Source organism: Actinoplanes sp. CA-142083 (assembly GCF_050942195.1).
Taxonomy (GTDB): Bacteria; Actinomycetota; Actinomycetes; order Mycobacteriales; family Micromonosporaceae; genus Actinoplanes.
Window position 1 is genome coordinate 9416254 of sequence record NZ_CP192076.1, and the last position, 25225, is coordinate 9441478.

Sequence of the window (25225 nt, forward strand, 5' to 3'; positions counted from 1 at the left end):
CCATCTCTAGAGGTCACCCGAAAATCTACGCCGGTCGGGAAGCCCCGTTCGACTCCGCGCCCAGCCGGGGGAACGGCTCGAGCGAGAAGATGACCTCAACCGGGACCTCGAAGTACGCGCAGATCCGCAGCGCCAGGTGCAGGCTCGGGCTGAACTCGCCGCGCTCCAGATAGCCCACCGTCTGGTAGTGGACACCCAGGGCGTCGGCGAGCTGCCGCCGCGAGATGCCGCGCTCCGCGCGCAGCATCGCGATCCGGTTGTACGTGACCTCGCTGTTGCCCATCTCTCCCTCAACGACCAATAGTCGTCAGCGCCCGCTCGCGCCGGGCCGCGACCGCCGAGCCGGACTCGCGGCGCGCCATCCGCCGCAGGATCGCCGGCGCCAGCGTCAGCCCCAGCACGACCCAGATCGCGAGCACGCCGAACGTCTCGAGATGCCGCCAGGAGTGGGTGAGCTCGACGGCCGCCAGCGAATCGGGCAGGAAGGCCGAGCGCATGCCCAACCCTAGCCAGTACATCGGGAAGACCTGCCCGATGCCCTGCACCCAGCCTGGCATCGAGCTGATCGGATAGAAGATGCCGGAGATCGCGACCAGCCCGAAGATCGGCAGCACGACGAGCCCCATGTTGCGCGGGTTCTCGAAGAGCGAGCCGATCACCGCGCCGATCGGCATGGTGGCCAGGAACGCCAGCGGGATCAGCCAGGCCAGGGTCAGCCAGCCGGTCGCGCTCACATGCAGGCCGCTCACCAGGAACAGCCCCGGCACCAGCTGCAGCAGCATGCTGAGCACCGTCATGCCGCCGACCACCACGGCCTTGCCGATCAGGTACGCCGTCATGCCGTTGGGCGTGGCCTTGGCGCGCAGCAGCGTGCCGTCCTCGCGCTCGACCACGAGCTGCTGGGAGACGGTGAGCAGGCCGCCGAAGGCCAGGCCCATGCCGAGCACGCTGGGCAGGGTGCTCGCGCCGAGCGAGAACGAGGTGCCCGGCACGTGCGCGTCCCGCATGAAGAAGATCGTCCCGAGCAGGATGACCACCGGGAAGAAGTAGGCGAACAGATCGTTCGGCGTGGTCAGCGTCTGGCGCAGCTCGATGCCGCCGCGGGCCACCCCGGCCCGGAGAATCGACGTCGAGATCATCGGGAGCCTCCCTCGGCGTCGAGGACCAGCTTCATGTACGTGTCCTCCAGGTTGTTGCGGCGAACCTCGAGGTCGGCGATCTGTTCGCCGTACTGCAGGAAGAGCTCGCGGACGAACGGCGTCGCGTCGACCGCGGAATGCACGAAGCGCTGGCCGTCGCGCGTCCAGCGGATCTCGGTCTCGCCGGTCACCTGACGGGAGAGCTGGTCGGCCGAGCCGTCCGCGATGATCCGGCCGGCGGCCAGGATCACGATGCGGTCGGCGAGCTTCTCCGCCTCGTCGAGGTCGTGGGTGGTGAGCAGGATCGTGGTGTCGTCCACATCGGTCAGCCGGTGCACCAGATCGTGGAACTCGCGGCGGGCGGCCGGGTCGAAGCCGACCGTCGGCTCGTCGAGGAAGAGCAGCTCGGGCCGGCCGACGATGCCGATCGCCACGTCGAGCCGGCGGCGCTGGCCGCCGGAGAGGCGCATGACCCGCTGGTTGGCGTGCTCGGTCAGGCCGACCACGTCGAGCAGGTCGTCGACCGGCCACGGGCGGCGGATCCGGTCGGTGGAGTAGGGCGCGAAATACGTACCCAGGTGCTTGAGCAGCTCCCGCACCCGCCACTTGCCGTGATCGCGCCAGGATTGCAGCACCACGCCGATGCGGGCGCGCCAGCGCTCGCCGGCGGACGCCGGGTCGATGCCGAGCACGCTCACCTCGCCGGCCGACCGCATGCGGAAGCCCTCGAGGATCTCGATCGTGGTGGTCTTGCCCGCCCCGTTGGGACCGAGCAGCGCGAGCACCTCGCCGCGCCGGGCGCTGAAGCTGACGCCGGAGAGCACGTCCTTTGTCCCGTAACGCATCCGCAAGTCACGGACGTCGATGACCCGCTCATCGGCCGGCACGCCGGTGCCGAGGTCGAGCGCCCCCGTCAAAGTCATTCCTCCCATGTCCAGCACAGTATCAAAGTTGTAGTAGGTGTACTACATTCGTGAGCATGGCTTCTGTCGATGTTCTGACCACCGGATCCGGGCCCGGGCTCGTCGTCATCCCCGGCACCACGCGGCGGGCCCGCCACTACCAGGCGCTGGCGGACGCGCTGGCCGACACCTACACCGTGCACGTAATCGAGCGGCGCGGGCGGGGCAAGAGTCCGGGCCAGGGCGACGGCTACGGGCTCGACGTCGAGATCGCCGACACGCTCGAGGTGCTCGAGGAGACCAAGTCCCGGCAGGTCTTCGGGCACAGCTACGGCGGGCTGGTGGCGCTGCACGCGGCGCTCTGGACGGCGCTCGACCGCGTGATCGTGTACGAGCCGGCGACCAGCATCGACGGCTCGCTTCCGTACTCGTGGCTGCCGCACTACGAGAAACTGCTCGCCGACGGGCACGACGCGCGGGCGATGGTCCACTTTCTGCACGCGCTCGACCTGATGCCCGGCGGCCCGGCGATGGTCGGCGTCGCCTGGGCGATGCAGCACCTCACGGCCGAGGGGCGCGCCACCCGGCAGGTGCTGCGGACGGTTCCCGCGGAGTTCCACGTCGCCCACGAGCTCGACTCGAACGGCGGGCGCTACTCGGCGGTGACCGCGCCGACCCTGTTGCTCGGCGGGGGACGCTCCCCGGCGTACATCCAATCGGTTTTGCATGTGCTCTTGGAGACGATCCCGGGTTCTCGTCTCGTGGTGACACCCGAATTCGACCACAATGCCCCGGATCTGGGCGCACCGAAAGCGGTGGCGGACCTCATTCGCGCCTAACGGTGATCGTGTTGATCGCGTCGGCTGGATACGCTGATGCGATGGGGATCAAGCAGGTGAGGGCGCTCACCACGACGCTGCCCTCGGTCACCTGGATTCCCCTCGCTCGCGCCCACGCCGAGCGCGCCGACGAGATGACCGCCGGCCACCGTGCCCGCCGCGCCAGCGGTGAGAAGCACGCGATCGAGGATTTCCTCTACGACTACTACGGCACCAGGCCCGCCCAGCTGCGCCGATGGCACCCCGGCATCGGGACGGGCCTGTCCCCCGCGCCGTCCGGTGTGGCCGAGCACGCGTCGTGGAAGTTCTACATGACCTACCCCGACGGCGTCGTCACCCTCGACCAGGACGCCTTCCTGCACGCCCGCGGCGAGAGCGTGCGCTACATCCACGGCCTGCTCACCGCGACGGCGTCGAGGCCGGTGTTCTCCGGCTGCTTCGGCCTGCACGAGTGGGCGATGGTGTACCGCTCGCCCGAGCACCGCCACCCGCTGCCGCTGCGCCTCGGCCAGGCCGCGACCGACCGGGTCGTCGAGCAGCACCCGATCCGGTGCACGCACTACGATGCGTTCCGCTTCTTCACGCCCGAGTCGGTCGGGCTGAACAGGTTGCAGCCCACCCGCGCGACCCAGGTCGATCTGGACCAGCCCGGCTGCCTGCACGCGGCGATGGACGTGCACAAGTGGGCGCAGAAGCTGGGGCCGGCGGTGCCCGGGGCGCTGGCGCTGGACTGCTTCGCGCTGGCGGCCGACATCCGGCTTCTCGACATGCAGGCCAGCCCGTACGACTTGACGTCGTACGGCTACGAGCCGGTGAAGATCGAGACGCCCGAGGGCAAGGCGGAGTACGTGTCACGGCAGCGGGAGTTCGCCCGGCGGGCGGCGGCGTTGCGGGCGCGGCTGATTCGCGTGTGCGAGGAGTTGTTGGGGCCGGAGGGGACGGCGCGCAGTCGCGAGGCGGTCGCGCCCTTCAACCACCGGTAGGCCGGCGACCCTCTTCGTGTGCCGGTTCCTTCGTGTGCCGGTTCGGGGGAGGGACACGGCCCACCGCCGGCGGGATGCTCGGGGCATGGGGGGCGAGCGGCGCTTGGCCCTGGTCGTGGCGGTCGACCGTTACGACCATGCCGCCCTGCACCGGCTCGCCTCGCCGGCCGCCGACGCGGACGCGCTGGCCGAGGTGCTCGGGGACGCCGCGCTCGGCGACTTCGAAGTGGAAACCCTGCACAACCCGACGTCGTGGGCGGCGGCCGAGCGGGTGGAGCAGGTGCTCTCCGACCGGCATTCGACCGACCTGGTGTTGCTGCATTTCTCGTGCCACGGGCTCAAGGACGAGTCGGGCGAGCTGTTCCTGGCGGCGACCAACACCCGGCCGGACCTGCTCGGCTCGACGGCGATCGACGCGGCCTGGGTCAACCGGGTCATGCAGCGCAGCCGGGCGCAGCGGGTGGTGCTGCTGCTCGACTGCTGCTACGGCGGGGCGTTCGAGCGAGGGGTGATCGCGCGGGCCGCGGGCGGGGTCGACGTGGGCGATCAGTTCCGGCAGCGGCAGCTGGGCGAGGGCCGCGGGCGCGTGGTGATCACGGCGTCGACGGCGATGGAGTACGCCTTCGAGGGCGCACGCCTGGCCGAGGGCTCCGCGAGCCAGCCGTCGGTGTTCACGGGCGCGCTGGTCGAGGGCATCCGGACCGGCGACGCGGACCGCGACCAGGACGGGCACGTCTCGCTGGGCGAGCTGTACGACTACGTGTACGACCGGGTGCGCGAGCACACACCGAACCAGACCCCGAGCAAGTGGGAGTTCGGCCTGCGCGGCGACCTGTACGTGGCCCGCAATCCGCACCGCCGCCCACCTTCGGGGGTGCTGGCGCCGGAGTTGCTCGAGCTGACCCGGCACCCCATGGCCGCGGTGCGCCGAGCGGCGGTCCACGAGCTGGCCGCAATCCTGTCCGAGTCCGACTCCGAGTCCCCGCGGTCCGCGGCGGCGCGGCTGGCCCTGCACCGGCTGGCCGACGACGACAGCCGCCAGGTGAGCGCCGCTGCCCTCGAAGCCCTGTCAGACCCCGAACCACCACCCACAACCGAGCCCGCCCCCGCACCCGCACCCGAGGCCGCCGCCCTCGCCCCCGAACCCGCGCCTGAGCCGGCGCCGGCGCCCGCAGCCGAGGCGCAGCCCATACTCGCGCCCACATCCGAAGCGGCGCCCGCACCCGCAGCTGAGGCGACACCCGCACCCGCGGCGGAGGTCTCGACGAAGGCGGCGGCTGAGCGCGCACCCGCGACCGCAGCGGCTGAGCGTGGGCGCGCGACGGCAGCCGCGACAGCGGCGGCCGAGACCGCGGCCTCCCCGGCCGGTCCGAAATTTCCGCCGCCGCCGGATAAATCCGGCGCGGGAGCGCCGGATCGTCCCGCCCGCCTACGCCAAGCCTTCGTAGTCGTCGGCATCATCGCCCTGCTGGCCGCCGCCGGCATAGTCATCATCTGGGCAGGCAACCGCACCAACGCCACCAACCCGACAACCACCGCCCGCGACTACAACGGCCTGCTCTCGATGCTCCCCGCCGCGCTCCGGGACACCTGCCACTCCGAGAACCCCGACCGCAACAGCACCGCCGCCGCCTCCTGCGAACCGGGCGCCTACGAGCTGTGGCAAACCAAGGACGCCATGGACCAGGACCAGGGCGCCGACCTGGCCGGCGCCTGCACCACCCCGCCCACCGCCAACCGCCCGGCCGCCGAGCGCCTGCCCACCACGATCCGCACCGGCCGGATCGCCTGCAACTACGTCGGGACCGGCGGCAGCGACGGCTACTACGTGGTCTCCTGGGGCATCGACGACCTGCTCATGACCGGCACCTTCCACTCCGATGCCGGCGCCGACGAATCCGCCTACAGCGCGCTCTACAACCAGGCGCTGGACATGCTCAAGCAGATGTGAGCAGGTGCGACCGCATCGACTCGATCTCCGAGTCGAGGAGGCCGATCTCCCGCACGTAATCTTCGATCGAGCCGTGCAGCGCCCGCAGGTCGGCCAGGAAGCTCAGCATCGCCCCGGGCGGCGAGTCGAACATGTGCTCGTTCCCGAGCACCGCCGACGGGTGTTTCTCCATCAGGTACGCCGTCAGCGACGTCATCGCCTCGGTGGTCAGCGCGTAGTCGGCCGCGATGTCCTCGTCGGACACCCCCAGCAGCGACAGCGCCAGAGCGCACACCGTCCCCGTACGATCCTTGCCCGCCATGCAATGCACGATCACCGGTGCCCGCGACGGCTCCGCGATGATCCGCAGGGACGCCAGCAGAGCCTCGCGACCGTCCTCGGCGAAGTTCAGGTACCGGTCGGCCAGCCATCTTTCGTGAAGAATGTCTGAAGGGCGGGAAATCGTCTCCCAGTCGACGTGCTCGAGCACGAGATTCCGGTAGTCGAGGCCGTACCGCTCGGGCACCCGGCCGAACTTCTCCACCTCGTCGGACCGCCGCAAGTCGATCACGGTACGCACGCCCAGCTGCGCGAACGCTTCCGCGTCCGCCTCACCGATCCGGTGCAGCGCGTCCGAGCGGAAGAGCCGCCGCCAGCGCACGGTGCGCCCGTCGAGAGCTTGATAACCGCCGACGTCGCGGAAGTTGTAGGTAGCGGAGAAACCAAGATTCCGGGGGTATGAGTCCGTCACCACACCCCCAACTTAGTCTCGAAGGGTGGAACAACGCTTCCCACGAGGCGCGTTAGTGGCATGCTTCATTCCGTGACCCGTCTCGTGCTCATTATTGGCACCTAGCGCGCCGGCTGACTTCTCGCCGACGCGCAGACCTCCCGCATCCGCGGGGGGTCTTTTTGTTGGGGTCAGAAAGAAGGGAACGCTCCCCATGGACTACCAGGTGTTCGATACGACGCTGCGAGACGGCGGCCAGCGGGAGGGGATCAGCTACTCGGTCGCCGACAAGCTGGCGGTCGCGCGGCTGCTGGACGAGTTCGGCGTGGGCTTCATCGAGGGCGGCTGGCCCGGCGCCATGCCCAAGGACACCGAGTTCTTCGAACGCGCGAAGACCGAGCTCGACCTCAAGAACGCGCTGCTCGTGGCGTTCGGCGCGACCCGCAAGGCCGGCGTGGCGGTCGAAAGCGACCCCCAGGTCAAGGCCCTCCTCGACGCCGAGACCCCGGTGGTCTGCGTGGTTGCCAAGTCCGACATCCGGCACGTCGAGCGCGCCTTGCGCACCACCGGCGACGAGAACCTCAACATGGTGCGCGACACGGTCCGGCATCTGAAAAGCCAGGGAAAAAGAGTGTTCGTCGACTGCGAGCACTTCTTCGACGGCTTCCGCTACGACCCGGAATACACGGCCAGCGTCGTGAGCGCCGCCTTCGAGGCCGGCGCCGAGCGGGTCGTGATGTGCGACACCAACGGCGGCATGCTCCCCTCGATGATCACCAAGGCGATCGAGGAAGTCGTGGCGCGCACCGGCAAGAACGCCGACCAGCTCGGCATCCACTGCCAGAACGACACCTCCTGCGCGGTCGCGAACACGATCGCCGCGGTCGAGGCGGGCGTGAAGCATTTCCAGTGCACCGCGAACGGCTACGGCGAGCGCCCCGGCAACGCCGACCTGTTCGCCACCGTCAGCAACGTCCAGCTCAAGCTCGGGCTGCAGGTCCTACCGGACGGCTGCCTGGAACAGGCGACGCGGGTTTCCACCGCGCTCGCCGAGATCGCCAACATCGCCCCCGACACCCACCAGGCCTATGTCGGGGCCGCTGCCTTCGCCCACAAGGCGGGGTTGCACGCGAGCGCGATCAAAGTGGATCCGCTGCTCTACAACCACGTCGACCCGTCGGTTGTGGGCAACGACATGCGGATCCTGGTGACGGAGATGGCCGGCCGGGCCAGCATCGAGCTCAAGAGCAGGGAGCTCGGGCTGGATCTGGCCGGCCACCCGGACGCGCTGTCGACGATCACCCGGAAGGTCAAGGAGCTGGAGGCCGGCGGCTGGTCGTTCGAGGCGGCGGACGCCTCCTTCGAGCTGCTGGTGCGGGGCGAGCTGCCGGGCGAGGGCTTCGCCCGCCCGTTCGCGCTGGAGTCGTACCGGGTGCTCGTCGAGCACCGCGAGGACGGCTCGGTGATCTCCGAGGCGACCGTGAAGGTCCGGGTCCGCGGCGAGCGGGTCATCGCCACCGCCGAGGGCGTCGGCCCGGTCAACGCGCTCGACGAGGCGCTGCGGGTGGCGCTGTCGCAGCACTACCCGCAGCTCAAGACCGTCGAGCTCACCGACTTCAAGGTCCGCATCCTGGAGGGCACGCACGGCACCAACGCGATCACCCGGGTGCTGCTGGAGAGCGGCAACGGCAACCGCGAGTGGACCACCGTGGGCGTGCACGAGAACATCGTCGAGGCCAGCTGGGTCGCTCTGGTGGACGCGCTCACCTACGGCCTGGCCAGGACGTCAACCCCCGCCTGAGAATCGGCCGCGGCGGAGGAGATCAGCGCGATCGCCTCCGCCGCCGGCATGGCCGGCAACTGACGTCCGTCGCGCAGACGGAGTGCGACCAGGTTGTCCGCCGCCTCCCGCTTGCCGACGATTGCCGCGTACGGGATCTTGCGCTCCGCCGCAGCCCGGATCCTCCCCCCGATCGAGCCGTCGAACAGCACCTCGGCCCGCAGACCGCTCTCCACGGCGGCCCGAGCGAACGCCGACGCCTCGGCCGACTGATCCTCCGAGACCGGCAGCACCGCGATCTGTACGGGCGCGTACCAGACCGGGAACGCACCCTGATGCGCCTCGATCAGATAGCCGAAGAGCCGCTCCATCGACCCGGCCAGGCTGCGGTGGATCATCACCGGGCGCTCCCGGCCGCCATCCGCCGCGACGTATTCCAGACCGAACTGCGCCGGCATGTGGAAGTCCACCTGAATGGTCGACAGGCTCCACTCCCGCCCGGCCGCGTCCTCGATCTGAACGTCGATCTTCGGCCCGTAGAACGCGGCCTCCCCCGGCACCTCCTGGTACGAGACGCCCGAGTGGTCGAGGGCCTGCCGCAACAGGTCCGACGCCCGCTCCCACATCTCGTCGTTCCCCGCGTACTTCCCCGAGTCGCCGCGCAGCGACAACTGGAACGACGACGGCCGCAGCCCGAGCGCTCGATGCGCCACATCCATCAGCCGCAGAACCTCGGCCACCTCGGACCCGACCTGATCGAGCGAGCAGAAGATGTGCGAGTCGTTGAGCTGGATCGACCGCACCCGCGACAGCCCGCCCAGCACCCCCGACCGCTCGGCCCGGTACATCGGCCCGATCTCGGCGATGCGCAGCGGCAGCTCGCGGTAGGAGCGCTGCCGCGCCTTGAAGATCAGCGCGTGGTGCGGGCAGAGGCTGGGCCGCAGCACCAGCTCGTCTCCGCCGAGCACCATCGGCGGGAACATGTCGTCGGCGAAGTTCTTCCAGTGCCCGGACAGCTCGTACATCTGCTTCTTGCCGAGCGCGGGCGAATACACGTGCTTGTAGCCGGCGCGCCGCTCCAACTCGTGGAGGTAGGACTCCACCTCGTGGCGGGCCGCCGCGCCGTCCGGCAACCAGAACGGCAGGCCGGCGCCGATCAGCGGATCGGAGTCGAAGAGGTCGAGCTCACGGCCGAGCTTGCGGTGGTCGATGTTCATCGGGATCTCCTCACACATGGGGGCGAGATCCCACGGCCCGGGCTCTCGCCCGGGACGTTTCAGCAGGTCAGCAGAAACCAGCGCCGGGACAATCCGGCGTCGTCGTCATGAACCTGCGCATCATGCGGCCGACGATAGCTCGGCCGCGGCGGCGCGGCATCCGATTAATCGGCCAGCAACTGGAACAGGACGTGGTCGCGCCACTCGCCGTTGATCTTCAGGTAGCGGGGCGCGAGCCCGTACCGCTGGAACCCGTTGCGTTGCAGCACCCGCTGCGACGCCGCGTTGTGCACCAGCGTGCTCGCGTCCACCCGGTGCAGGCCCAGCTCGTCGAAGGCGAGCTTGGTCATCCGGGCCACCGCCGCCGACGCCACCCCGCGCCCGTTGGCCGATTCCGCGACCCAGTAGCCGAGGCTGGCCGAGAGGAACGGGCCGCGGATGATGCCGCTGAGGGTGATCCGCCCGACGATCCGGCCGTCGTCGACGATCACGTGCGGCACCGTCGCGCCGGCCGCGGTCTGCCGCAGCACATCCTCGAGATACGAGCGCTGCCCCTCGGCGGTGTAGAACTCCTCGGGCCGGAACGGCTCCCAGGGTGCGAGGAACTCACGGTTGGCGGCGAACAGCGCGGCCAGCTCGGGTGCGTCGCTCGTGGCGACGAGGCGGGTGGTCACGCCGGCCATCATGCCGCAGGCACGGTGAGCCCGGCGATGACGGCGCGGTGGTCGCTGTCGGTGATCCGGTGCACGCTCATATCCCGTACGCCGATGCGCTTGTCCACGAGAACGTGGTCCAGCGTCACCCACGGAATGCCGCGGTGCGCGAAGTACGGCCAGGTCGCGGTCAGTCCCCGCCCGGTGGCGGCGCCGGCGTCCCGGTAGCCGCGCGCGATCAGCCGGCGCAGCGGCGCGTGATCGAGCGTCGCGTTGAAGTCGCCCAGCAGAATCCGCGGAGTGCCGTCCGGCCCGGTCCCGGGTTCGGCGGCCAGGTCGCTGCGCCACACCCGGTTGAGGCTGAGATCGGAGGGCGCCCGCGGATGCGCCGACTCCACGAGGATCGGCGCGGCGTGCGGGGGCTGCACTGTCCCGTACGCCTGAAGGAAGCCGCCGCCGACGCGGTGATGCCCGGCCCCGGCGATCGGATAGCGCGAGTAGACCCCGGAGCCGGACGCGCCCGGTTCGTCGGCGAAGGACGTGTACGGCAACAGCTCCTCGAGACCGGCCTTGGCCAGGGCCTGTTTGCCGTCGGTCGTGAACTCCTGGACGGCCAGCACCGCGATGTCGTGCTCGCGGACCAGGCCGACGATCTGCTCCGCGTCCGCGCCGCCGAACAGCATGTTCGAGGTCATCACGTTGAGGCGCACGCCGGTCGAGGGCCCGCGACCGCCCGGGATCGCCCTCGGCACGACCAGCAGCGCGAAGAGCAGCACCACGGCGAGCGCCACCGACGCGGCCGTCCATCGGCGGGTGACCAGCGCGAGCAGGGCCGGCAGCACCGACCACGCCGCGACGTACGGCGTGTAGGCGAGCAGCTGCACGAGCGGTCCGCGATCCCAGCCGGTCGCCCGGACGATCACCCACAGCAGCGCGGGCGCGATGAGGAGCCAGATAAGCACGGTCAGGGCCACCCTTCCTGGCCGCCGGCCGGGTGCGGTCGGCGGCGTCTCGGCCGGGGCGCTCGTGATCGTCATGATCGCGAGGCTAACGACGCGCGGCCACCCTCACCCCGGCGCGCACAACATCTTCACGACCTCGGCACGGACAACTCCGCTATCACCGCGCGATGGTCGCTGAGCCGCACCGGTTCAACGTCCACCTCCCGTACGCCGATGCGCTTGTCCACGAGAACGTGATCGAGCGTGACCGGCGGAATCCGGCGCCCGGCATAGGGTCCCCACGTCGCGAGCAGGCCCTTTCCCACCGCGTCGGCGGCGTCCCGATAGCCGCGGCGGATCAGCTTGCGCACCGGCGCATGGTCCAGGGTCGAGTTGAAGTCACCCAGCAGGACGCTCTTCCGGGGCTCGTCGGCGAGGTCCTCTTTCCAAAGATCAAGGACCGATTTCGCGTACGGGGCCAGCGGGTGCGCCGACTCGACGGCCAGCGGCGCCGCGCCGGGGGCATGGACCGTCGCGTACGCCTGAAGGTTGCCACCGGCCCCGCGCGCCGAACCTGCCTCCGAGATCGGGTAGCGCGAGTAGAGCCCCGAGCCGGTCGTGCCGAGCGGCTCGTCGTCGGCGAGCGAGCGATAGGGCAACAGCACGTCGAGCCCGGCGGCGGTGAGCCCGCGCTCGGCGGTCTTCGTGAACTCCTGCACCGCGAGGACCGCCACGTCGTGCTCGCGCACCAGCTCGACGACCGCCGCCGGGTCGGCCTGCCCGATGTACATGTTGATCGTCATGACGGTGAGCCGCGCGCCGCCCGACGGTCCCCGGTCGGCGTCCGGCAGCGCCCGCGGCAGCACACACGCCGCCAGCAGCACCGCGGCGATCGCGGCCACCGCCGCCACCAGCCATTTCCTGGCCGCCAGCGCGAGGATCAGCGGCGCCCACGCCCACGCCGCGACGTACGGCGTGAACGCGAACAGCTGCACCAGATAGCCCCGCTCGGCGCCGAAGAGCCGCAGCAGCGCCCACCCGAGAACCGGCAGCACCAGCAGCGCGAGCAGGACGGTCCGCACCACCCGCCGGGCCGGCCGGAACTCGGGCGGCGTGCTTGTGATCGTCATGTGTGCTTTCTTCGGCGGCTCCCGCCTCGTCGTCAGAGCTCGGCGTCGGCCAGCTCGCCGATGTTCGCGGCCGTCAGCTCGTCGCGGATCGTCGCGGCGTCGCCCTCGACCACCAGGGTCAGGCCCTTCGGGTGCAGGTACTTCGCCGCGGCCGCCGACACCTGCTCGACGGTCGCCTCGAGGTATTCGCGGCGCAGCGTCGGGTAGTAGTCGTCGGGCAGGCCGTGCAGCACCAGCGTGCTCAGCGCACCCACGATCGCCCCTGGCGTCTGCATCTCCACCGACAGCTGACCGGCGCGCCACGAGCGGGCCACCGCCAGCTCCTCCTCGGTCACCCCGTCCAGCTGGGTGCGCGCGATCTCGCCGATCGTGTCGGTGATCGCCGGAACGGTCACCGCGGTCTGCACGCCCGCCGCGACCTCGAACCGGCCGAAGCGCCGCGTCATCGCGTAACTGCCGCGGATACCGTACGTGTAGCCGCGCACCTCGCGGATGAGGTGGTTGAGCCGCGAGGTGAACGCGCCGCCCAGCACCGTGGCCGCCAGCGTCATCGGCACGTAGTCGGGGGTTTTGCGCTCGGGCGAGCGGTGGCCGATCCGCAGCGTGGACTGCACGCTGCCGGGCCGGTCGACCAGCAACACCCGCCGACGGTCCGCAATTTCGTACGTCAGGGGGTCTTTGCGGTCCTGCCCGCCGCCGCTCGTCCCGGCGAACGCGGCCTCGCCCAGCGCCGCCAGGTCGAGCGTGTCGAGGTCGCCCGCGACCAGCAGCACGCCCGGCGTGCGCAGCCAGGCCTCGTGGAAGGCGACCACGTCGTCGACGGTCACCGCGGCGGTCGAGGTGGGATCGCCGTGCAGCGGCCGGCCGAAGCGGTCGCCCGCCCCGAACAGTTCCTTGCGCAGCGTGGCGTCCGCCCGCGGGCCGGGCTGTGCCCAGTCCATCCGCAGCGCGGTCGCCTCGTCGTCGCGCACCCTGTTCACGTCCGCCGGGTCGAGCCGCGGCGTGCGGGTGGCCTCGGCGGCCAGGCGCACCGCGTCCAGCAGCACCGGCACGGGCGCCGAGACGCCCACCCGGAACGAGTCCCAGTCGACCGACGCGCTCAGCTCGGCGCCGAGGCCCTCGAGCGCGAGCGCGTAGGCGGCCGAGTCGCGGGTCCTGGTGCCCTCTTCGAGGGACTTCGCGAGCACGGTCGCGGCGCCCTCACGGCCCGCGGTCTCGTGGGTCGCGCCGGCGTCGAGCATCAGCAGCGAGCTGGCCAGCAGCTGGCCGGGCAGGTGCGCGCCGACGACGGTGCCGCCGGCCACCTCCACCCGGCGGATCTCCGGGAAGCGGTAGGGGCGGGCCTCGCCGGCCTCCGGGCGGTTGGCGACGAGCGTCACGCCTTGTCCTCCTTGGTCTCGGGCAGGTAGGTCAGGGTCACCCGGGACTCGGGCTTGCACGCGTACGCGGCGGCCTCGGTGACGTCGTCGGCGGTGATCGCCAGCCACTGCGGGAGGCGGTAGGCCACCGTCTCCGGGTCGCCGAACTGGGTGGTGTACCGGCCGAGGGTGTCGGCGCGGCCGCCCACCGTGGACAGCGAGCGCCACCACGCGGTGGTGAGCATCGCCTTCGCGCGGTTGAGCTCCTCCTCGGTGACCGGCTCGGTGACCAGGCTGCCGACGACCTCGGCCAGCCCCTCCTCGAGGGTCGCCACGTCCACGCCGTCCTTCGCCGTGGCCGTGATGATCAGCGGCGCCGGGGCGTGCGCGAGGTCGACGCCGTACGAGCCGATGTAGTCGGGCTGGGCGATCCGCTTGCCGTCCGCCAGGCGCTGGTAGAGCCGGCTGCCCCGGCCGTTGCCCAGGATCGTGGCCAGCACGGTGATCGCGTCGTACCCCTTGGTGCCGAACGGATGCGTGCGGTGCGACACGTAGATCCGCGGCGCCGGCACCGCGGCCGTCACCGTCTCGCGCACCGGCGTCGTGGCCGGCGCCACGATGTGCCCGCTGGGCGCGGGCGGGATGTCCGGCACCACCTCGAGCGCGCCGAAATACTTCTCGGCCAGGGCTTTGACCTCCTCCGCCGAGGCGTCGCCCACGACGGTCAGCACGCAGTTGTTCGGCGCGTAGTACTGCTGGTGGAACGCCTTGAACGTGTCCAGGCTCGCCGCGTTCAGGTCCTCCATCGACCCGATCGTCGGGTGGTGGTACGGGTGGCCCTCCGGGTAGAGCAGCGCCAGCAGGCGCAGCCAGGCATCGCCGTACGGCACGTTCTCGTACCGCTGGCGGCGCTCGTTCTTCACCACCTCGCGCTGGTTGTCCAGCGTCTCCTGGGTGAGCGCCGGCACCAGAGCGCCCATCCGGTCGGCCTCCAGCCAGAGCGCCAGCTCCAGGTGCTCCGACGGCATGGTCTCGAAATAGTTCGTCCGGTCGGGGTTGGTGGTCGCGTTCAGCGAGCCGCCGTTGCCCTGCACCAGCCGCATGTGCTCGGTCTTCTTGACGTGCACCGAGCCCTCGAACATGAGGTGCTCGAAGAGATGCGCGAACCCGGTCTGCCCCGCCGGTTCGTGCCGGGATCCCACGTCGTACCAGAGGTTGACGCAGACGACCGGCGCTGACCGGTCCTCACTGACCACGACCCGCAGGCCGTTGCTCAGTCGCGTGGTTTCGATGGGCCACGGATAGCCGGTCGTGACAACCGGCGCGCTTGGGGACGTCACCTCACCCATACTGCCCTGTTCTCCGTTCCGCTGTGCATGATCGATATCGCGTGGCGGCGCCAGGGCTCCGGTGCCATGCTTGCCGGTGTGCTGGAAGATGTCCGGGTCAACGACCGCCTGACCATCCCGGCGGCCGAGCTCGCCTGGCGCTTCTCACGCTCCAGCGGCCCCGGAGGCCAGGGCGTCAACACGACCGATTCGCGGGTCGAGCTCTCCTGGGACCTGGAGGGCTCCACTGTCCTGCCCCCGTTTCTCAAGGAGCGGGCGGTGTCGCACCTCGGCTCCCGCCTGGTGCACGGCGTGCTGACCATCACCGCGTCGGAGTTCCGCTCCCAGCTGCGCAACCGCGAGGCCGCCGCCGACCGCCTGTCCGCCCTGGTCGCTTCCGCGATCGCCCCGCCCCCGCGGGCCCGCCGCGCCACCCGCCCGTCGAAGGGCTCGGTCGAGCGCCGCATAGCCGACAAGAAGCGCCGGGGCGAGACTAAGCGAAACCGCCGCTCCTACCCGAACGACTGATGTTCAGCATTCGACAAGTGGTTGCACGACTATAGTCACTTGCCTATTGTCATGGGTATGTCGTCATCGTCATCCGGCCTGGTCGGGGCCCACGAGATCCGCATCCGCCTCGGGGGCGTGAGCCGCCAGCGCGTCCACCAGATCACCCACTACAGCCACTTCCCCAAGCCCGTCGCCGACCTGGAGCAGGGCAAGGTCTGGCGGGCCGAGGACGTCGAGGCCTGGATCCTGGTCCACCGCCCCAAGAACCGGCTGCGTCAACCGTGATCCCGTGCCGTGTCGAAGACGACGGACCACGGGGACGGCGCCTGAGCCGGGCCCGGCAGCGGCGATCGAGCCGGGTCCGTGGCCGTCAGGACCTCGGTGGCCAGCTCGGCAAACCGTGACGCCGCCGGGTGGGGGCCGCGCCGGGGCCACACCGCCGAGATCCGCTGGGTGAGCGGCTCACCCTCGATGGGGCGCCACACCACCCGGGGTTCGCGGCGCGCCACGGAAGCCCGTTCCAGCCCGGCCCCGTGACCGGCCAGCAGCATGCCGAAGAGCAACTCGGGGCTGCGGGCGTGACGCACCCGGGTGGGACGGAAGCCCCGGCCGGCCGCGATCGCCAAGATCTGGTCGTACCAGTCGGGGGCGCCGGACCGGGGGAAGAGCACCAAAGCCTGCCCGGCAAGGTCACCGAAAGAGAGCTCGGCGGCGCGGGCCAGCGGCGATGTCCGGGGCAACACGACACCGAGCGGGGTGTGGGTGGCCGGGCCGGAGCACAGCTCGGTCAGGTCGACGGGATGGTGCACGAGGCCGACGTCGAGCCGGGCGCCCTGGAGAGCGTCGAGCTGCTCGGCGGTGGTCAGCTCCTGCAGGTCGATGTCGAGGCCGGGCGCCTCCGCTGCCAGGCGGTCCAGCAGAGCGCCGAGGACGGGCGCGGGCGTGTCGGCGGGCACCCCGGCCCGCAGTACCCCCAAGCCACCGTCGCGGATGGTGTGCAGGAGCGTGCGCATGCGCTGCTCGGCAGCGAGCAGGGTGACCGCCTCGTCGCGCAGCGCCTGGCCGGCCGGGGTGAGGGCGATGCCGCGCGGCTGCCGCGCGAAGAGCTCGACCGCCAGCTCGCGCTCGAGCCGCCGGATGGCCTGGCTCAGCGGCGGCTGCGCCATGCCGAGCACCTCCGCGGCCCGGCTGACGTGCAGTTCCTCGGCGACGACGAGGAAGTAGCGCAGGTGTCGAAAGAGATCCACTTTAGGCTGGACCGATGTCGATCATCGAAGTGTTCGCAAACGGCGGCGTCGAGGGCTGGCTGCATGCAAGAGACATCGACAGCGATCGTACGGCCGGGGTGCGGCCGGACGAAGCGGTGGTGATCAGCTCCATCTTCAAGATCCTCCTGGTGCTGGAGTTCGCCCGCCAGGTGACGGCGGGCGTGCTCGACCCGGCCGAGCGGATCCGGTTGCGGGCCGGCGACCGCCTCGGCGGCTGGGGCACCGGCGGCTGCGCCGACGACGTCGAGCTGTCGCTGCGGGATCTCGCCTACTTCACCATGTCGGTCAGCGACAACACCGCCGCCGACGTGCTGATGCGGCGGATCGGGCCGGATCTGGTGCCGATGCTCGCGGCCGAGCTGGGCCTCACACGTACCCGGGTGCTCGGCGGGCCGCGCGAGATGCTCGAGTCCATGTTCGCCGACGTCGGGGCCCGCGACGACGCCGAGTTCGCCCGGATCTTCCCGGCGCTCACCGGCGAGCAGGTCGCGACGCTGCGGGTCTTCGATCCGGAGCGGACCACGTCGAGCACGCCCGCCGAGATCACCCGGCTGCTGCAGCTGATCTGGCGGGACGCGGCGGGACCGCCCGCGGCCTGCGCGATGGTCCGCGCGCTGATGAGCCGGCAGATGGCGTGGACCAGGCTGGCCGCCGCCTTCCCGCCCGGCGTGCGGGTCACCGGCAAGACCGGCACGCTGCCGGGCCTGCACATGGAGGCGGGCGTGGCCGAGTTCCCCGACGGCGGCCGGTACGCGCTGGCGGTGTTCGCCCGCACCCGGGACCTGGTCGCGACCCGGCTGGACGTGGATCTGGTGCTGGGCCGGGCCGCCCGGGCCGCGGTGGCCGAGCTACGCGGGGAGTGACCTGGCCCACGCAATGCCGGCGACCCCGCCTGGCTGACCAGGGCCGATATCCGTACGCATATGGCCTGGTCCGGTCTTGGATCTTGGACGCCCGCGACGCGGGGCTGCTTGTCTGCCGTGGTCCGGCATCAACCCACGGGAGGAATCCGACATGTCAACACGCCGAGGTTTCCTACGCACGGCCGCCGCGGGAACGGCCCTGGCCGCACTGCCCGCGACCGGCGCCGCTGAAGCGCCAAAGATCCGAAAAAAACGGGCGGCGTTCCGGTGGCTCGGCACGGCCGGATGGCGCATCGACATCGCCGGCCGCACAGTCCTGGTCGACCCCTATGTGAGCCGCTACGACACCGGCGGATTCAACCCGGCGACCCCGCTGACCGTGGACGAGCAGGCCATCGCCGCCCACGCCGGCAAGCCGGAGACCATCCTGGTGACGCACACCCACTGGGATCACTTCAACGACGTGCCCCACCTGGCCCGGACCACCGGCGCCCGGGTGTTCGGCACGCTCACGGCGTACCACCTGGGCGTTGCCGAAGGCATCGCGGTGAGCCCGGTCAAGGGCGGTGAGGTCCTGGACTTCGGCGCCTACACCGTGGAAGTGATCCCGTCGCTGCACAGCCGCAACGCCGCGTACTCGATGGCCTTCCCCGGCGTCCGCGTGAGCGTCCCGCCCAAGCCGGCGACCATCGGCGACCTGCCCGAGGGCGACACCCTCAACTACCAGGTCACCATCGCCGGCGGCGCCTCGGTCTTCTTCATGGGCGCCAGCGACTTCGTCGAGCGCAACCTGCGCGGCCTGCGCCCGGACGTCGCGATGGTCGCGGTCCCGTCCACCGCCGTGACCCACGACTACGTGCCGCGGCTGCTCGCCGCGCTGGACCACCCGTCGGTCGTGGTCCCGGTGCACTGGGACAACTTCGAGACGCCGCTGCGCAACCCGCCGACCGTCGCGCCCGCCGACGAGGCCCGGCTGAACGCCTTCATCGACGCGGTCCGCGCCGCCTCACCGCACGCCCGGGTCCTGCGCCCCGAGTACGCCACGCCCTACACCTTCTGAAACCTCCAGGTAGCGCGGCAGGATCGCGGCGGTCGTGACCGCCAGGTCACGGTCGAGCAGCTCGTCCCGCGGCACGAACACCATGGCGCGACCCTCGCCGAGCACCACGTCCTCCTGACGGGCGGTGGTCGCGCCATGGAAGACGTGGACGGTCACCGTGTGGGAGAAGCCTTTCTCGTACGGCCGGGGCCCGCTCCACAGCAGTCGCAGCTCCCCCGCCGTCAGCCCCGTCTCCTCCAGCAGCTCCCGGCGGGCGGCTTGCTCGGGCGTCTCACCCGGCTCGATGCGCCCGCCGGGAAACCCCCACTGGTTCGGCGAGACCGGCGCGTGGTCGTCGCGGTGCTGCATGAGCACGGCGCCGGAGGGATCGACGAGGAGCACGAGGGCGACTTCATACTGGCTCACCGCGACACTATGGCAGCTGCCGCAGCACCTCGAGCGCTCGCATGATGCACAGCGCGGCCGGAGCAAAGCCCCGGCCGCGCGGCAAATCAGAGCACGCGGTGGACCCAGCCGAACGGGTCGGCCGCCCGGCCGCGCTGGATGTCGACCAGCTCCTTGCGCAGGCCCATGGTGACCTCGCCCGAGCCGCCGTCGGCGACGGTGAACTCGAAGTCGGGGGACTTGACGGTGCCGATCGGGGTGATCACGGCCGCGGTGCCGCAGGCGAAGGCCTCACGGATCCGGCCGGAGGCCGTGCCCTCGCGCCACTCGTCGATGCTGACCGGGCGCTCCTCGACGCTGCGGCCGGCGCGGCCGGCCAGCTGGATCACCGAGTCGCGGGTGATGCCGGGCAGGATCGTGCCGGTCAGCGGCGGGGTGACCAGGTTGCCGTCGTCCAGGACGAAGAAGACGTTCATGCCGCCTAGCTCGTCGATGTACTTCCGCTCCACCGCGTCGAGGTAGACGACCTGGTCGCAGCCGTGCTCCATGGCCTCGGCCTGGGCGGAGAGGCTGGCCGCGTAGTTGCCGCCGCACTTGGCCGCGCCGGTGCCGCCGGGGGCCGCCCGCGTGTACTCGGGGCTGACCCACACCGAGACCGGCTTGACGCCGCCCGAGAAGTACGCGCCGACCGGGGAGGCGATGACCAGGTACAGATATTCCAAAGCGGGGCGCACGCCGAGGAAGACCTCGCTCGCGTAGGCGAAGGGGCGCAGGTAGAGGCTGCCCTCCTCGCTCTGCGGGATCCAGCTCTGGTCGATGCGGATGATCTCGCGCAGCGACTGCAGGAACGTCGCCTCGGGCAGCGCCGGCATGGCCATCCGCTGCGCGGACTGGGCGAACCGGGCCGCGTTGGCGTCGGGGCGGAACATGGCCACGCCGCCGTCGGCCATCTTGTACGCCTTCAGCCCCTCGAAGATCTCCTGCGCGTAATGCAGCACCGCGGAGGCGGGGTCGATCGAGATCGGCGCGCGGGCCTCGACACGGGCGTCGTACCAACCCTTGCCGTCGGCGTACCGCACCGTGACCATGTGGTCGGTGAAGATGCGGCCGAAACCGGGGTTGACCAGCATCGCGTCACGTTCAGCGACGCTTACGGGAGCCGGGTTCGGACGGATCTCGAAGTCGAGGTTGTCACCACCACTCATGGTATGGAGACCTGCTTTCTGCCAAGAAAGAGAAATGGGCGTGCTGGTACCCCGCAACGCACCACGAAGATACCCCGAACGTCCGTTAAGACAACGGGGCCGAAGTGACCCGACAGTAGGGTCAGAGCGCGGACGCGACCCGGTCGCCGACCTCGGCGGTACGCAGCGGCGCGCCCGCGGAGCGGGACGCGACCTCGGCCGCGACCGCCTCGGATACTCGGCGGGCCTCGTCGTGGTGGCCCAGGTGCTCGAGCAGCAGCGAGGCGGAGAGGATCGCGGCGGCCGGGTCGGCGATGCCCTGGCCGGCGATGTCGGGCGCGGAGCCGTGCACGGGCTCGAACGTCGACGGGTACTTGCGCTCCGGGTTGACGGAGCCGCTGGCCGCCATGCCGATGCCGCCGGTCACGGCCGCGGCGATGTCGGTGATGATGTCACCGAAGAGGTTGTCGGTCACGATCACGTCGTACCGCTGCGGGTTGCTGACCATGAACATGCTGGCCGCGTCGACGTGCTGGTACTCCGTGGTGACCTCGGGGAACTCGGCGGCGACGACCGCGAACGTGCGCGACCAGAGGCTGCCGGCCTTGGTGAGGACGTTGGTCTTGTGCACGAGCGTGAGGTGGCGGCGCTCGCGGCGCTGGGCGCGGGCGAACGCGTCGCGGATGACCCGCTCGACGCCGTGCCGGGTGTTGAGGCTCTCCTCCGTCGCGATCTCGGCGGGGGTGTCCTTGTGCAGGACGCCGCCGGCGCCGACGTAGAGGCCCTCGGTGCCCTCGCGGACCACGACCATGTCGATCTCGCCGGGCTTCAAGCCGGCCAGCGGGCTGACCGTGCCGGGCCAGAGCTTGGAGGGGCGCAAGTTCACGTACTGGTCGAAGTCGAACCGCAGCTTGAGCAGAAGGCCGCGCTCGAGGACGCCCGGCGGGACGCTCGGGTCGCCGATCGCGCCGAGCAGGATGGCGTCGTGGCCGGCCAGCTCGTCCTCGACGGACTGGGGCAGGACCTCACCCGTACGGTTGTAGAAGCGCGCGCCGAGGTCGTAGTCCTGGAACTCGGTGCCGGGGAGCACGGTCTCGATGACCTTCCGCGCCTGCGCGGTCACCTCGGTCCCGATGCCGTCGCCGGCCACCACCGCGATCCGCGCCACGCTCACGTCACTGCTCCCTATGACTCGAAGACCCGACCAGGCTAGCTCCGCGTCCCGATCTTCGGTAAGCCGGTCCCAGCAAATGGTCGCCCGCGTAAGGAACAGCCCCCGCACCGCGGCAATTCGGTGCGAGGGCTGTTGCGACGAGTACGCGTGGCTCGGTCCCGCCGATACACATGGCGCACGTGGGCGGGCAGCGTCACCCGAAGACGAGCCCGACAGGCACCGTGTGGCAGGGACAACGCTAGCGATGCGGACTAAAGACGCGCAAGACGCATCCCCCGCGTGTCGGCGGCATAGTTCCGGCGAGTCGCGCTCGGTGATGGCACCATGCGCCGGTGAGTTTCGACCTAGTGGTGTGGGCGATGGACCGGACGGACCCGCCGGAAGCGGTGCGGGCCGCCAACGCGCGGTGCGCGCGCGGAGAGCACCCGCAACGCCCGGCCGACCCCCGCGTCGTCGCCTTCTACGACGCCCTGACCAGCGATTATCCCGACCGTGGCCCGCGCGCCTCGGCGGCCGGCTCGCCGTGGGCGCAGGCGCCGCTGCACGCCGCGGCCGACCACATCGAGATGCGGCTCGACGAGAACTGCCCGGACCAGGTGCTCGAGACGATCGAGCGGCTGGCCGCCGAGCTCAACCTCGACCTGCTCGACCTGCAGGACGGCACCGTCTATCCGCCGCCGGCCCGCGTTCGTTAGTACGCGCGCAGGTCGACCAGGCTGCCCCGGGCCGAGCCGATCGCGGCCGCCACGTCGGAGAGCAGGTCGGCGTCGACCGAGCAGTCCAGGGTCAGCGTCATCAGCGCCTCGCCCCCGGCCTCGCGGCGCGCCACCTGCATGGCGGCGATGTTGACCCCGGCCTCGCCGAGGATCGTGCCGATCGCCCCGATCACGCCGGGCCGGTCGCTGTAGCGGAAGAACAGCAGCACCCCGTCGGCGGTGAGGTCGAGGTCGAAGTCGTCGACGCCGGTGAGCTTGCTGATCTCACGCGTGCTGGTCAGGGTCAGGGTGCCGGCGACGCTCACCGTGCGGCCGTCGGGCAGGGCACCGCGTACGGTAACCAGGTTTTGATGTTCCGCCGGCTCGTCGCTGGCCAGCAGTTCCACCTCGACGCCGCGATCCGCGGCGAGCTGCGGCGCGTTGACGTAGGTGACGCGCTCGTCGACCACCGAGGCGAACAGGCCCTTGGTGGCGGCCAGCCGCAGCACCCCCACGTCGTGCGAGACGATCTCGCCGCGGACCTCGACGGTCACGCTCGCGGCCACCCCGCCGGCCACCGCGGTGAAGACCCGGCCCAGCTTCTCGGCCAGCGCCAGCAGCGGGCGTACGTCCTCGTCCACCACCCCGCCGGCCTGCACGTTCACCGCGTCGGGCACGAACTCGCCCTGCAGCGCCAGCTTCACGCTGCGCGCCACCGAGAGCCCGGCCTTGTCCTGCGCCTCGACGGTCGAGGCGCCCAGGTGCGGGGTGACCACGACGTTGTCGAAGCCGAACAGCGGCGAATCGGTGGTCGGCTCGGTCACGAAGACGTCGAGACCGGCCCCCGCCACCCGGCCCTCGCGCAGCGCGGCGATCAGCGCCGGCTCGTCGATCAGCCCGCCGCGGGCCGCGTTCACGATCCGCACCCCCGGCTTGACCATGGCGAGCTCCTTCTCGCCGATCAGGCCGAACGTCTCGGGGGTCCGCGGCAGGTGCACGGAGATGAAATCGCTCTCCCGCAGCAATTCCTCGAGCCCCACCAGCCGTACGCCCAATTGCGCGGCCCGGGCCGGCTGGATGTAGGGGTCGTAGGCGATCAGCCGGGTTCCGAAGGACGCCATCCGCTGCGCGAACAGCACCCCGATCCGCCCGAGCCCGACCACGCCCACGGTCTTGCCCTGCACCTCGACGCCCGTGTACCGCGACCTCTTCCACTCGCCGCGCTTGAGCGTGGCGCTGGCGCTGGAGGTGTGCCGGGCGACCGAGAGCAGCAGCGCGATCGCCTGCTCGGCGGCCGACACGATGTTGCTGGTCGGCGCGTTGACCACCATGACGCCGCGGGCGGTCGCGGCCGGCACCTCGACATTGTCGAGACCCACGCCGGCCCGGGCGATCACCTTGAGCACGCCGCCGGCCGCGATCACCTCGGCGTCGACCCGGGTGGCGCTGCGCACGATCAGCGCGTCGGCCTCGGCGACGGCCTCCAGCAGGGCCTTGCGATCGGTGCCGTCGACGTGGCGCACGTCGAAGTCGTACGCGAGGACATCGATGGCGGATGGGGCGAGTTCCTCGGCGATAAGAACGACGGGAGTCAATGCGCCTCCATCCGGGTCGCGGCACACGTATCGTGCCGCCGACCCCCGCCGTCATGTCATACCTATGTGACCGGCGTCACACTTATGCGATCCGGCGCGGGATCGCGGCCCGGTCGATCGGCGGCGCCGCCGACAGACCCGACGCGGCCCGCCCGTCCGGCTGGCGGAAGCTGAGCGCCTCGGCGTCCAGCGCGTCATAGAGGAGGTCGAGGTCGAGCGTGCCGACCGGCGGATACACCCGCTCCTTCGGCGGCTCCTGGCCGATGCCGAGCGCGCCCTGCTCGACCATGAAGTCCACGATCGCCTGGCGCACCGCCGGCAGCGTCACCGGCGAGTGGTAGAGGACGTTGAGGGCCTGCATCCGCATCCCCTGCACGTGTTCCTCGCCCTTGTTGTCGTGGAAGTGCGGGTTGCGGGTCTCGATCTGCATGACCGGAACCGAGCTGGCCATGACGTCCGCGTTGGTGCTCTCCAGCACCCCGCCGAACTGCTCGAACAGGTCGAGGTACTCGTACGGCTCGACCGCGAAGCCCCCGGCCAGGCGCAGCTTGAGCCCGAGGTCGAGGGTCATGGCGTGCTCGCCGGCGTTGCCGGTGGCGATCACCTCGGTGCCGAAGCCCGAGTACTCGGCCAGGAAGCGGTTGAGCCACTCGTTGGTGATCTGTGAGCTGCGGCCCTTGCGGCTGAAGAACAGCCGGTTGTCGCGCAGCTTGGGCTTCGAGTGCCAGGAGATCCGCACCATCGAGTACGGCGAGTCGGCCAGGTGCAGCCCGGCCGCGTAGACCTTGCAGTACTCGTGGACCGAGCCGGGCACGTAGTTGTCGGCGTCCACGTAACCCAGGTAACGGCGGCCGGTCATCGCGGCCAGCGCCATCCCGATCAGCATGGCCTCGCCCTTGCCGGCCCGGACGAGTCCCCCGTCGTCGATCAGATCGGGCATCCCGGCCGCCTTGAACGCGCCGGCCACCCCCGCGTCGCGCTGGTGGACGGTGATCGCGGATCGACCGGCCAGCCGGCAGAACTGCTCGACGGTCTGCGCCTCGATCTCATACCGGTCGACCGGCGCCCGGTCACTGTTGGACACCAGCACAATGAGGCAGTCGTGCGGAATGCCGGAGAGCACTCCCTCGATGACGCCGCGTGCCTCATTCATGCACGGCACGACGATTACCATTTGCGATTCGACAGCGCGTAACTCGTCGGGGGCCACAATACGACTACCGGCCCCGCCCGACGTGCCCGAGTCCAGCTCGATGACCCGCTGCAGCTCATGAATCCGGACCGCGCCGAAGCGCTCGCTCCGAAAAGAATCAGCCAGTCGCATGCGGCGAAGATACCCGCCGAAGACCATCTTCAAGTGCCCGAACGACGCACAATTCTATTTCGGCGCCATCCAGGTTAGAAGCACGTAACGTGGACGTTTCAAAAATGCGACAGAGCCGGCTGGCGTCGCCTCCGGCGCCGCGGGCGATCGCCCCTTCGGGCCAATGAGGAGGCAGGCAATTCCCCGGCGCCGCAAACCCCGCGGCGACGGAAAATCGACTGCCTCCTCATTGGCGGGG

General features: G+C 70.8%; 25 protein-coding genes. 9 read left to right on the top strand and 16 right to left on the bottom strand.

What is annotated here, in order from left to right; all coding sequences use genetic code 11:
* Positions 1-25: 25 nt before the first annotated feature.
* From ACQPZX_RS43345 to ACQPZX_RS43355, 3 genes are read right to left on the bottom strand one after another with little or no spacing between them, the layout of a single operon-like run.
* The gene (locus ACQPZX_RS43345) at positions 26-283 is read right to left on the bottom strand and encodes a helix-turn-helix transcriptional regulator (protein ID WP_433369345.1); all 258 of its coding nucleotides are present in this window, start codon (positions 281-283) and stop codon (positions 26-28) included.
* Between the two features lie 7 nt (positions 284-290).
* Entirely contained in the window at positions 291-1139 is an 849-nt protein-coding gene (locus ACQPZX_RS43350; protein ID WP_433369348.1) for an ABC transporter permease, read from the bottom strand.
* On the bottom strand, positions 1136-2062 hold the full coding sequence (locus ACQPZX_RS43355) for an ABC transporter ATP-binding protein (protein ID WP_433385809.1): 927 nt from the start codon (positions 2060-2062) through the stop codon (positions 1136-1138). Before ACQPZX_RS43355 ends, ACQPZX_RS43350 begins: the two co-directional genes overlap by 4 nt.
* A gap of 56 nt (positions 2063-2118) precedes the next feature.
* Here ACQPZX_RS43355 and ACQPZX_RS43360 point away from each other — a divergent pair, with 56 nt between their 5' ends.
* The 3 genes from ACQPZX_RS43360 (at position 2119) to ACQPZX_RS43370 (ending at position 5814) form a co-directional block, all read left to right on the top strand.
* The gene (locus ACQPZX_RS43360) at positions 2119-2880 is read left to right on the top strand and encodes an alpha/beta fold hydrolase (RefSeq protein WP_433369351.1); all 762 of its coding nucleotides are present in this window, start codon (positions 2119-2121) and stop codon (positions 2878-2880) included.
* A 41-nt stretch (positions 2881-2921) separates the two neighbouring features.
* Positions 2922-3863, top strand: a complete 942-nt coding sequence (locus ACQPZX_RS43365; RefSeq protein ID WP_433369354.1) for a 3-methyladenine DNA glycosylase — start codon at positions 2922-2924, stop codon at positions 3861-3863.
* A gap of 85 nt (positions 3864-3948) precedes the next feature.
* Positions 3949-5814: a caspase family protein gene (locus ACQPZX_RS43370; protein ID WP_433369357.1), complete on the top strand. Its 1866-nt coding sequence runs from the start codon at positions 3949-3951 to the stop codon at positions 5812-5814.
* Here ACQPZX_RS43370 and ACQPZX_RS43375 read toward each other — a convergent pair.
* A complete protein-coding gene (locus ACQPZX_RS43375; RefSeq protein ID WP_433369360.1) occupies positions 5801-6547 on the bottom strand; it encodes a tyrosine-protein phosphatase in 747 nt (248 codons plus the stop codon). The two genes, ACQPZX_RS43370 and ACQPZX_RS43375, sit on opposite strands and share 14 nt — an antisense overlap.
* Before the next feature lie 190 nt (positions 6548-6737).
* Here ACQPZX_RS43375 and cimA point away from each other — a divergent pair, with 190 nt between their 5' ends.
* Positions 6738-8324: a citramalate synthase gene (cimA, locus tag ACQPZX_RS43380; RefSeq protein ID WP_433369363.1), complete on the top strand. Its 1587-nt coding sequence runs from the start codon at positions 6738-6740 to the stop codon at positions 8322-8324.
* Here the strand turns inward: cimA and thrS are convergent.
* The 6 genes from thrS to ACQPZX_RS43410 form a co-directional block, all read right to left on the bottom strand.
* The gene (gene thrS, locus ACQPZX_RS43385) at positions 8291-9520 is read right to left on the bottom strand and encodes a threonine--tRNA ligase (RefSeq protein ID WP_433369366.1); all 1230 of its coding nucleotides are present in this window, start codon (positions 9518-9520) and stop codon (positions 8291-8293) included. The genes cimA and thrS overlap by 34 nt on opposite strands.
* Before the next feature lie 164 nt (positions 9521-9684).
* A complete protein-coding gene (locus ACQPZX_RS43390) occupies positions 9685-10203 on the bottom strand; it encodes a GNAT family N-acetyltransferase (protein WP_433385812.1) in 519 nt (172 codons plus the stop codon).
* A complete protein-coding gene (locus ACQPZX_RS43395) occupies positions 10203-11210 on the bottom strand; it encodes an endonuclease/exonuclease/phosphatase family protein (protein ID WP_433369368.1) in 1008 nt (335 codons plus the stop codon). Before ACQPZX_RS43395 ends, ACQPZX_RS43390 begins: the two co-directional genes overlap by 1 nt.
* 53 nt (positions 11211-11263) lie before the next feature.
* A complete protein-coding gene (locus ACQPZX_RS43400; RefSeq protein ID WP_433369371.1) occupies positions 11264-12244 on the bottom strand; it encodes an endonuclease/exonuclease/phosphatase family protein in 981 nt (326 codons plus the stop codon).
* A gap of 32 nt (positions 12245-12276) precedes the next feature.
* The gene (locus ACQPZX_RS43405; protein WP_433369373.1) at positions 12277-13623 is read right to left on the bottom strand and encodes a M16 family metallopeptidase; all 1347 of its coding nucleotides are present in this window, start codon (positions 13621-13623) and stop codon (positions 12277-12279) included.
* Positions 13620-14951, bottom strand: coding sequence for a M16 family metallopeptidase (locus tag ACQPZX_RS43410; protein ID WP_433369376.1), 1332 nt, complete (start codon positions 14949-14951; stop codon positions 13620-13622). Before ACQPZX_RS43410 ends, ACQPZX_RS43405 begins: the two co-directional genes overlap by 4 nt.
* Positions 14952-15017: 66 nt before the next feature.
* Between ACQPZX_RS43410 and arfB the strand changes: the two genes are divergently transcribed.
* Both arfB and ACQPZX_RS43420 read left to right on the top strand, forming a co-directional pair.
* Complete coding sequence (gene arfB / locus ACQPZX_RS43415) at positions 15018-15458, top strand: alternative ribosome rescue aminoacyl-tRNA hydrolase ArfB (RefSeq protein WP_433385815.1); 441 nt, start codon at positions 15018-15020, stop codon at positions 15456-15458.
* A 57-nt stretch (positions 15459-15515) separates the two neighbouring features.
* Positions 15516-15725, top strand: a complete 210-nt coding sequence (locus tag ACQPZX_RS43420) for a helix-turn-helix transcriptional regulator (protein ID WP_433369379.1) — start codon at positions 15516-15518, stop codon at positions 15723-15725.
* Here the strand turns inward: ACQPZX_RS43420 and ACQPZX_RS43425 are convergent.
* The gene (locus ACQPZX_RS43425; protein ID WP_433369382.1) at positions 15716-16687 is read right to left on the bottom strand and encodes a LysR family transcriptional regulator; all 972 of its coding nucleotides are present in this window, start codon (positions 16685-16687) and stop codon (positions 15716-15718) included. The genes ACQPZX_RS43420 and ACQPZX_RS43425 overlap by 10 nt on opposite strands.
* Positions 16688-16701: 14 nt before the next feature.
* Here ACQPZX_RS43425 and ACQPZX_RS43430 point away from each other — a divergent pair, with 14 nt between their 5' ends.
* The gene (locus ACQPZX_RS43430; protein WP_433369385.1) at positions 16702-17571 is read left to right on the top strand and encodes a serine hydrolase; all 870 of its coding nucleotides are present in this window, start codon (positions 16702-16704) and stop codon (positions 17569-17571) included.
* Between the two features lie 151 nt (positions 17572-17722).
* The gene (locus ACQPZX_RS43435) at positions 17723-18631 is read left to right on the top strand and encodes an MBL fold metallo-hydrolase (RefSeq protein WP_433369388.1); all 909 of its coding nucleotides are present in this window, start codon (positions 17723-17725) and stop codon (positions 18629-18631) included.
* On the opposite strand, the gene ACQPZX_RS43440 is transcribed toward ACQPZX_RS43435, so the two are convergent.
* The 3 genes from ACQPZX_RS43440 to ACQPZX_RS43450 all read right to left on the bottom strand — a co-directional run bounded on the left by ACQPZX_RS43440 (position 18578) and on the right by ACQPZX_RS43450 (position 21373).
* Entirely contained in the window at positions 18578-19036 is a 459-nt protein-coding gene (locus tag ACQPZX_RS43440; RefSeq protein WP_433369391.1) for an NUDIX hydrolase, read from the bottom strand. The two genes, ACQPZX_RS43435 and ACQPZX_RS43440, sit on opposite strands and share 54 nt — an antisense overlap.
* Positions 19037-19122: 86 nt before the next feature.
* Positions 19123-20220 carry a branched-chain amino acid aminotransferase gene (locus tag ACQPZX_RS43445; protein ID WP_433369393.1) on the bottom strand — a complete coding sequence of 366 codons (1098 nt, stop codon included), beginning with the start codon at positions 20218-20220 and terminating at the stop codon, positions 19123-19125.
* 121 nt (positions 20221-20341) lie between these two features.
* Entirely contained in the window at positions 20342-21373 is a 1032-nt protein-coding gene (locus tag ACQPZX_RS43450; RefSeq protein WP_433369396.1) for a 3-isopropylmalate dehydrogenase, read from the bottom strand.
* Between the two features lie 359 nt (positions 21374-21732).
* Between ACQPZX_RS43450 and ACQPZX_RS43455 the strand changes: the two genes are divergently transcribed.
* Complete coding sequence (locus tag ACQPZX_RS43455; RefSeq protein ID WP_433385818.1) at positions 21733-22068, top strand: hypothetical protein; 336 nt, start codon at positions 21733-21735, stop codon at positions 22066-22068.
* Here ACQPZX_RS43455 and serA read toward each other — a convergent pair.
* Both serA and mpgS read right to left on the bottom strand, forming a co-directional pair.
* The gene (gene serA, locus ACQPZX_RS43460; RefSeq protein WP_433369399.1) at positions 22065-23663 is read right to left on the bottom strand and encodes a phosphoglycerate dehydrogenase; all 1599 of its coding nucleotides are present in this window, start codon (positions 23661-23663) and stop codon (positions 22065-22067) included. The genes ACQPZX_RS43455 and serA overlap by 4 nt on opposite strands.
* 82 nt (positions 23664-23745) lie before the next feature.
* Positions 23746-25014, bottom strand: a complete 1269-nt coding sequence (mpgS, locus tag ACQPZX_RS43465; protein WP_433385821.1) for a mannosyl-3-phosphoglycerate synthase — start codon at positions 25012-25014, stop codon at positions 23746-23748.
* Positions 25015-25225: the final 211 nt, after the last annotated feature.

Bases quoted from the DNA above. Each gene is read 5' to 3' on its own strand.
- ACQPZX_RS43430 (WP_433369385.1), top strand. From the start codon at position 16,702: ATGTCGATCATCGAAGTGTTCGCAAACGGCGGCGTCGAGGGCTGGCTG.
- arfB (WP_433385815.1), top strand. From the start codon at position 15,018: ATGCTTGCCGGTGTGCTGGAAGATGTCCGGGTCAACGACCGCCTGACC.
- ACQPZX_RS43455 (WP_433385818.1), top strand. From the start codon at position 21,733: ATGGACCGGACGGACCCGCCGGAAGCGGTGCGGGCCGCCAACGCGCGG.
- ACQPZX_RS43370 (WP_433369357.1), top strand. From the start codon at position 3,949: ATGGGGGGCGAGCGGCGCTTGGCCCTGGTCGTGGCGGTCGACCGTTAC.
- ACQPZX_RS43395 (WP_433369368.1), bottom strand. From the start codon at position 11,210: ATGACGATCACGAGCGCCCCGGCCGAGACGCCGCCGACCGCACCCGGC.
- ACQPZX_RS43400 (WP_433369371.1), bottom strand. From the start codon at position 12,244: ATGACGATCACAAGCACGCCGCCCGAGTTCCGGCCGGCCCGGCGGGTG.
- ACQPZX_RS43445 (WP_433369393.1), bottom strand. From the start codon at position 20,220: ATGAGTGGTGGTGACAACCTCGACTTCGAGATCCGTCCGAACCCGGCT.
- ACQPZX_RS43420 (WP_433369379.1), top strand. From the start codon at position 15,516: ATGTCGTCATCGTCATCCGGCCTGGTCGGGGCCCACGAGATCCGCATC.
- cimA (WP_433369363.1), top strand. From the start codon at position 6,738: ATGGACTACCAGGTGTTCGATACGACGCTGCGAGACGGCGGCCAGCGG.
- thrS (WP_433369366.1), bottom strand. From the start codon at position 9,520: ATGAACATCGACCACCGCAAGCTCGGCCGTGAGCTCGACCTCTTCGAC.
- ACQPZX_RS43345 (WP_433369345.1), bottom strand. From the start codon at position 283: ATGGGCAACAGCGAGGTCACGTACAACCGGATCGCGATGCTGCGCGCG.
- ACQPZX_RS43390 (WP_433385812.1), bottom strand. From the start codon at position 10,203: ATGGCCGGCGTGACCACCCGCCTCGTCGCCACGAGCGACGCACCCGAG.
- ACQPZX_RS43350 (WP_433369348.1), bottom strand. From the start codon at position 1,139: ATGATCTCGACGTCGATTCTCCGGGCCGGGGTGGCCCGCGGCGGCATC.
- ACQPZX_RS43435 (WP_433369388.1), top strand. From the start codon at position 17,723: ATGTCAACACGCCGAGGTTTCCTACGCACGGCCGCCGCGGGAACGGCC.
- ACQPZX_RS43360 (WP_433369351.1), top strand. From the start codon at position 2,119: ATGGCTTCTGTCGATGTTCTGACCACCGGATCCGGGCCCGGGCTCGTC.
- mpgS (WP_433385821.1), bottom strand. From the start codon at position 25,014: ATGGTCTTCGGCGGGTATCTTCGCCGCATGCGACTGGCTGATTCTTTT.
- ACQPZX_RS43410 (WP_433369376.1), bottom strand. From the start codon at position 14,951: ATGGGTGAGGTGACGTCCCCAAGCGCGCCGGTTGTCACGACCGGCTAT.
- ACQPZX_RS43365 (WP_433369354.1), top strand. From the start codon at position 2,922: ATGGGGATCAAGCAGGTGAGGGCGCTCACCACGACGCTGCCCTCGGTC.
- ACQPZX_RS43355 (WP_433385809.1), bottom strand. From the start codon at position 2,062: ATGACTTTGACGGGGGCGCTCGACCTCGGCACCGGCGTGCCGGCCGAT.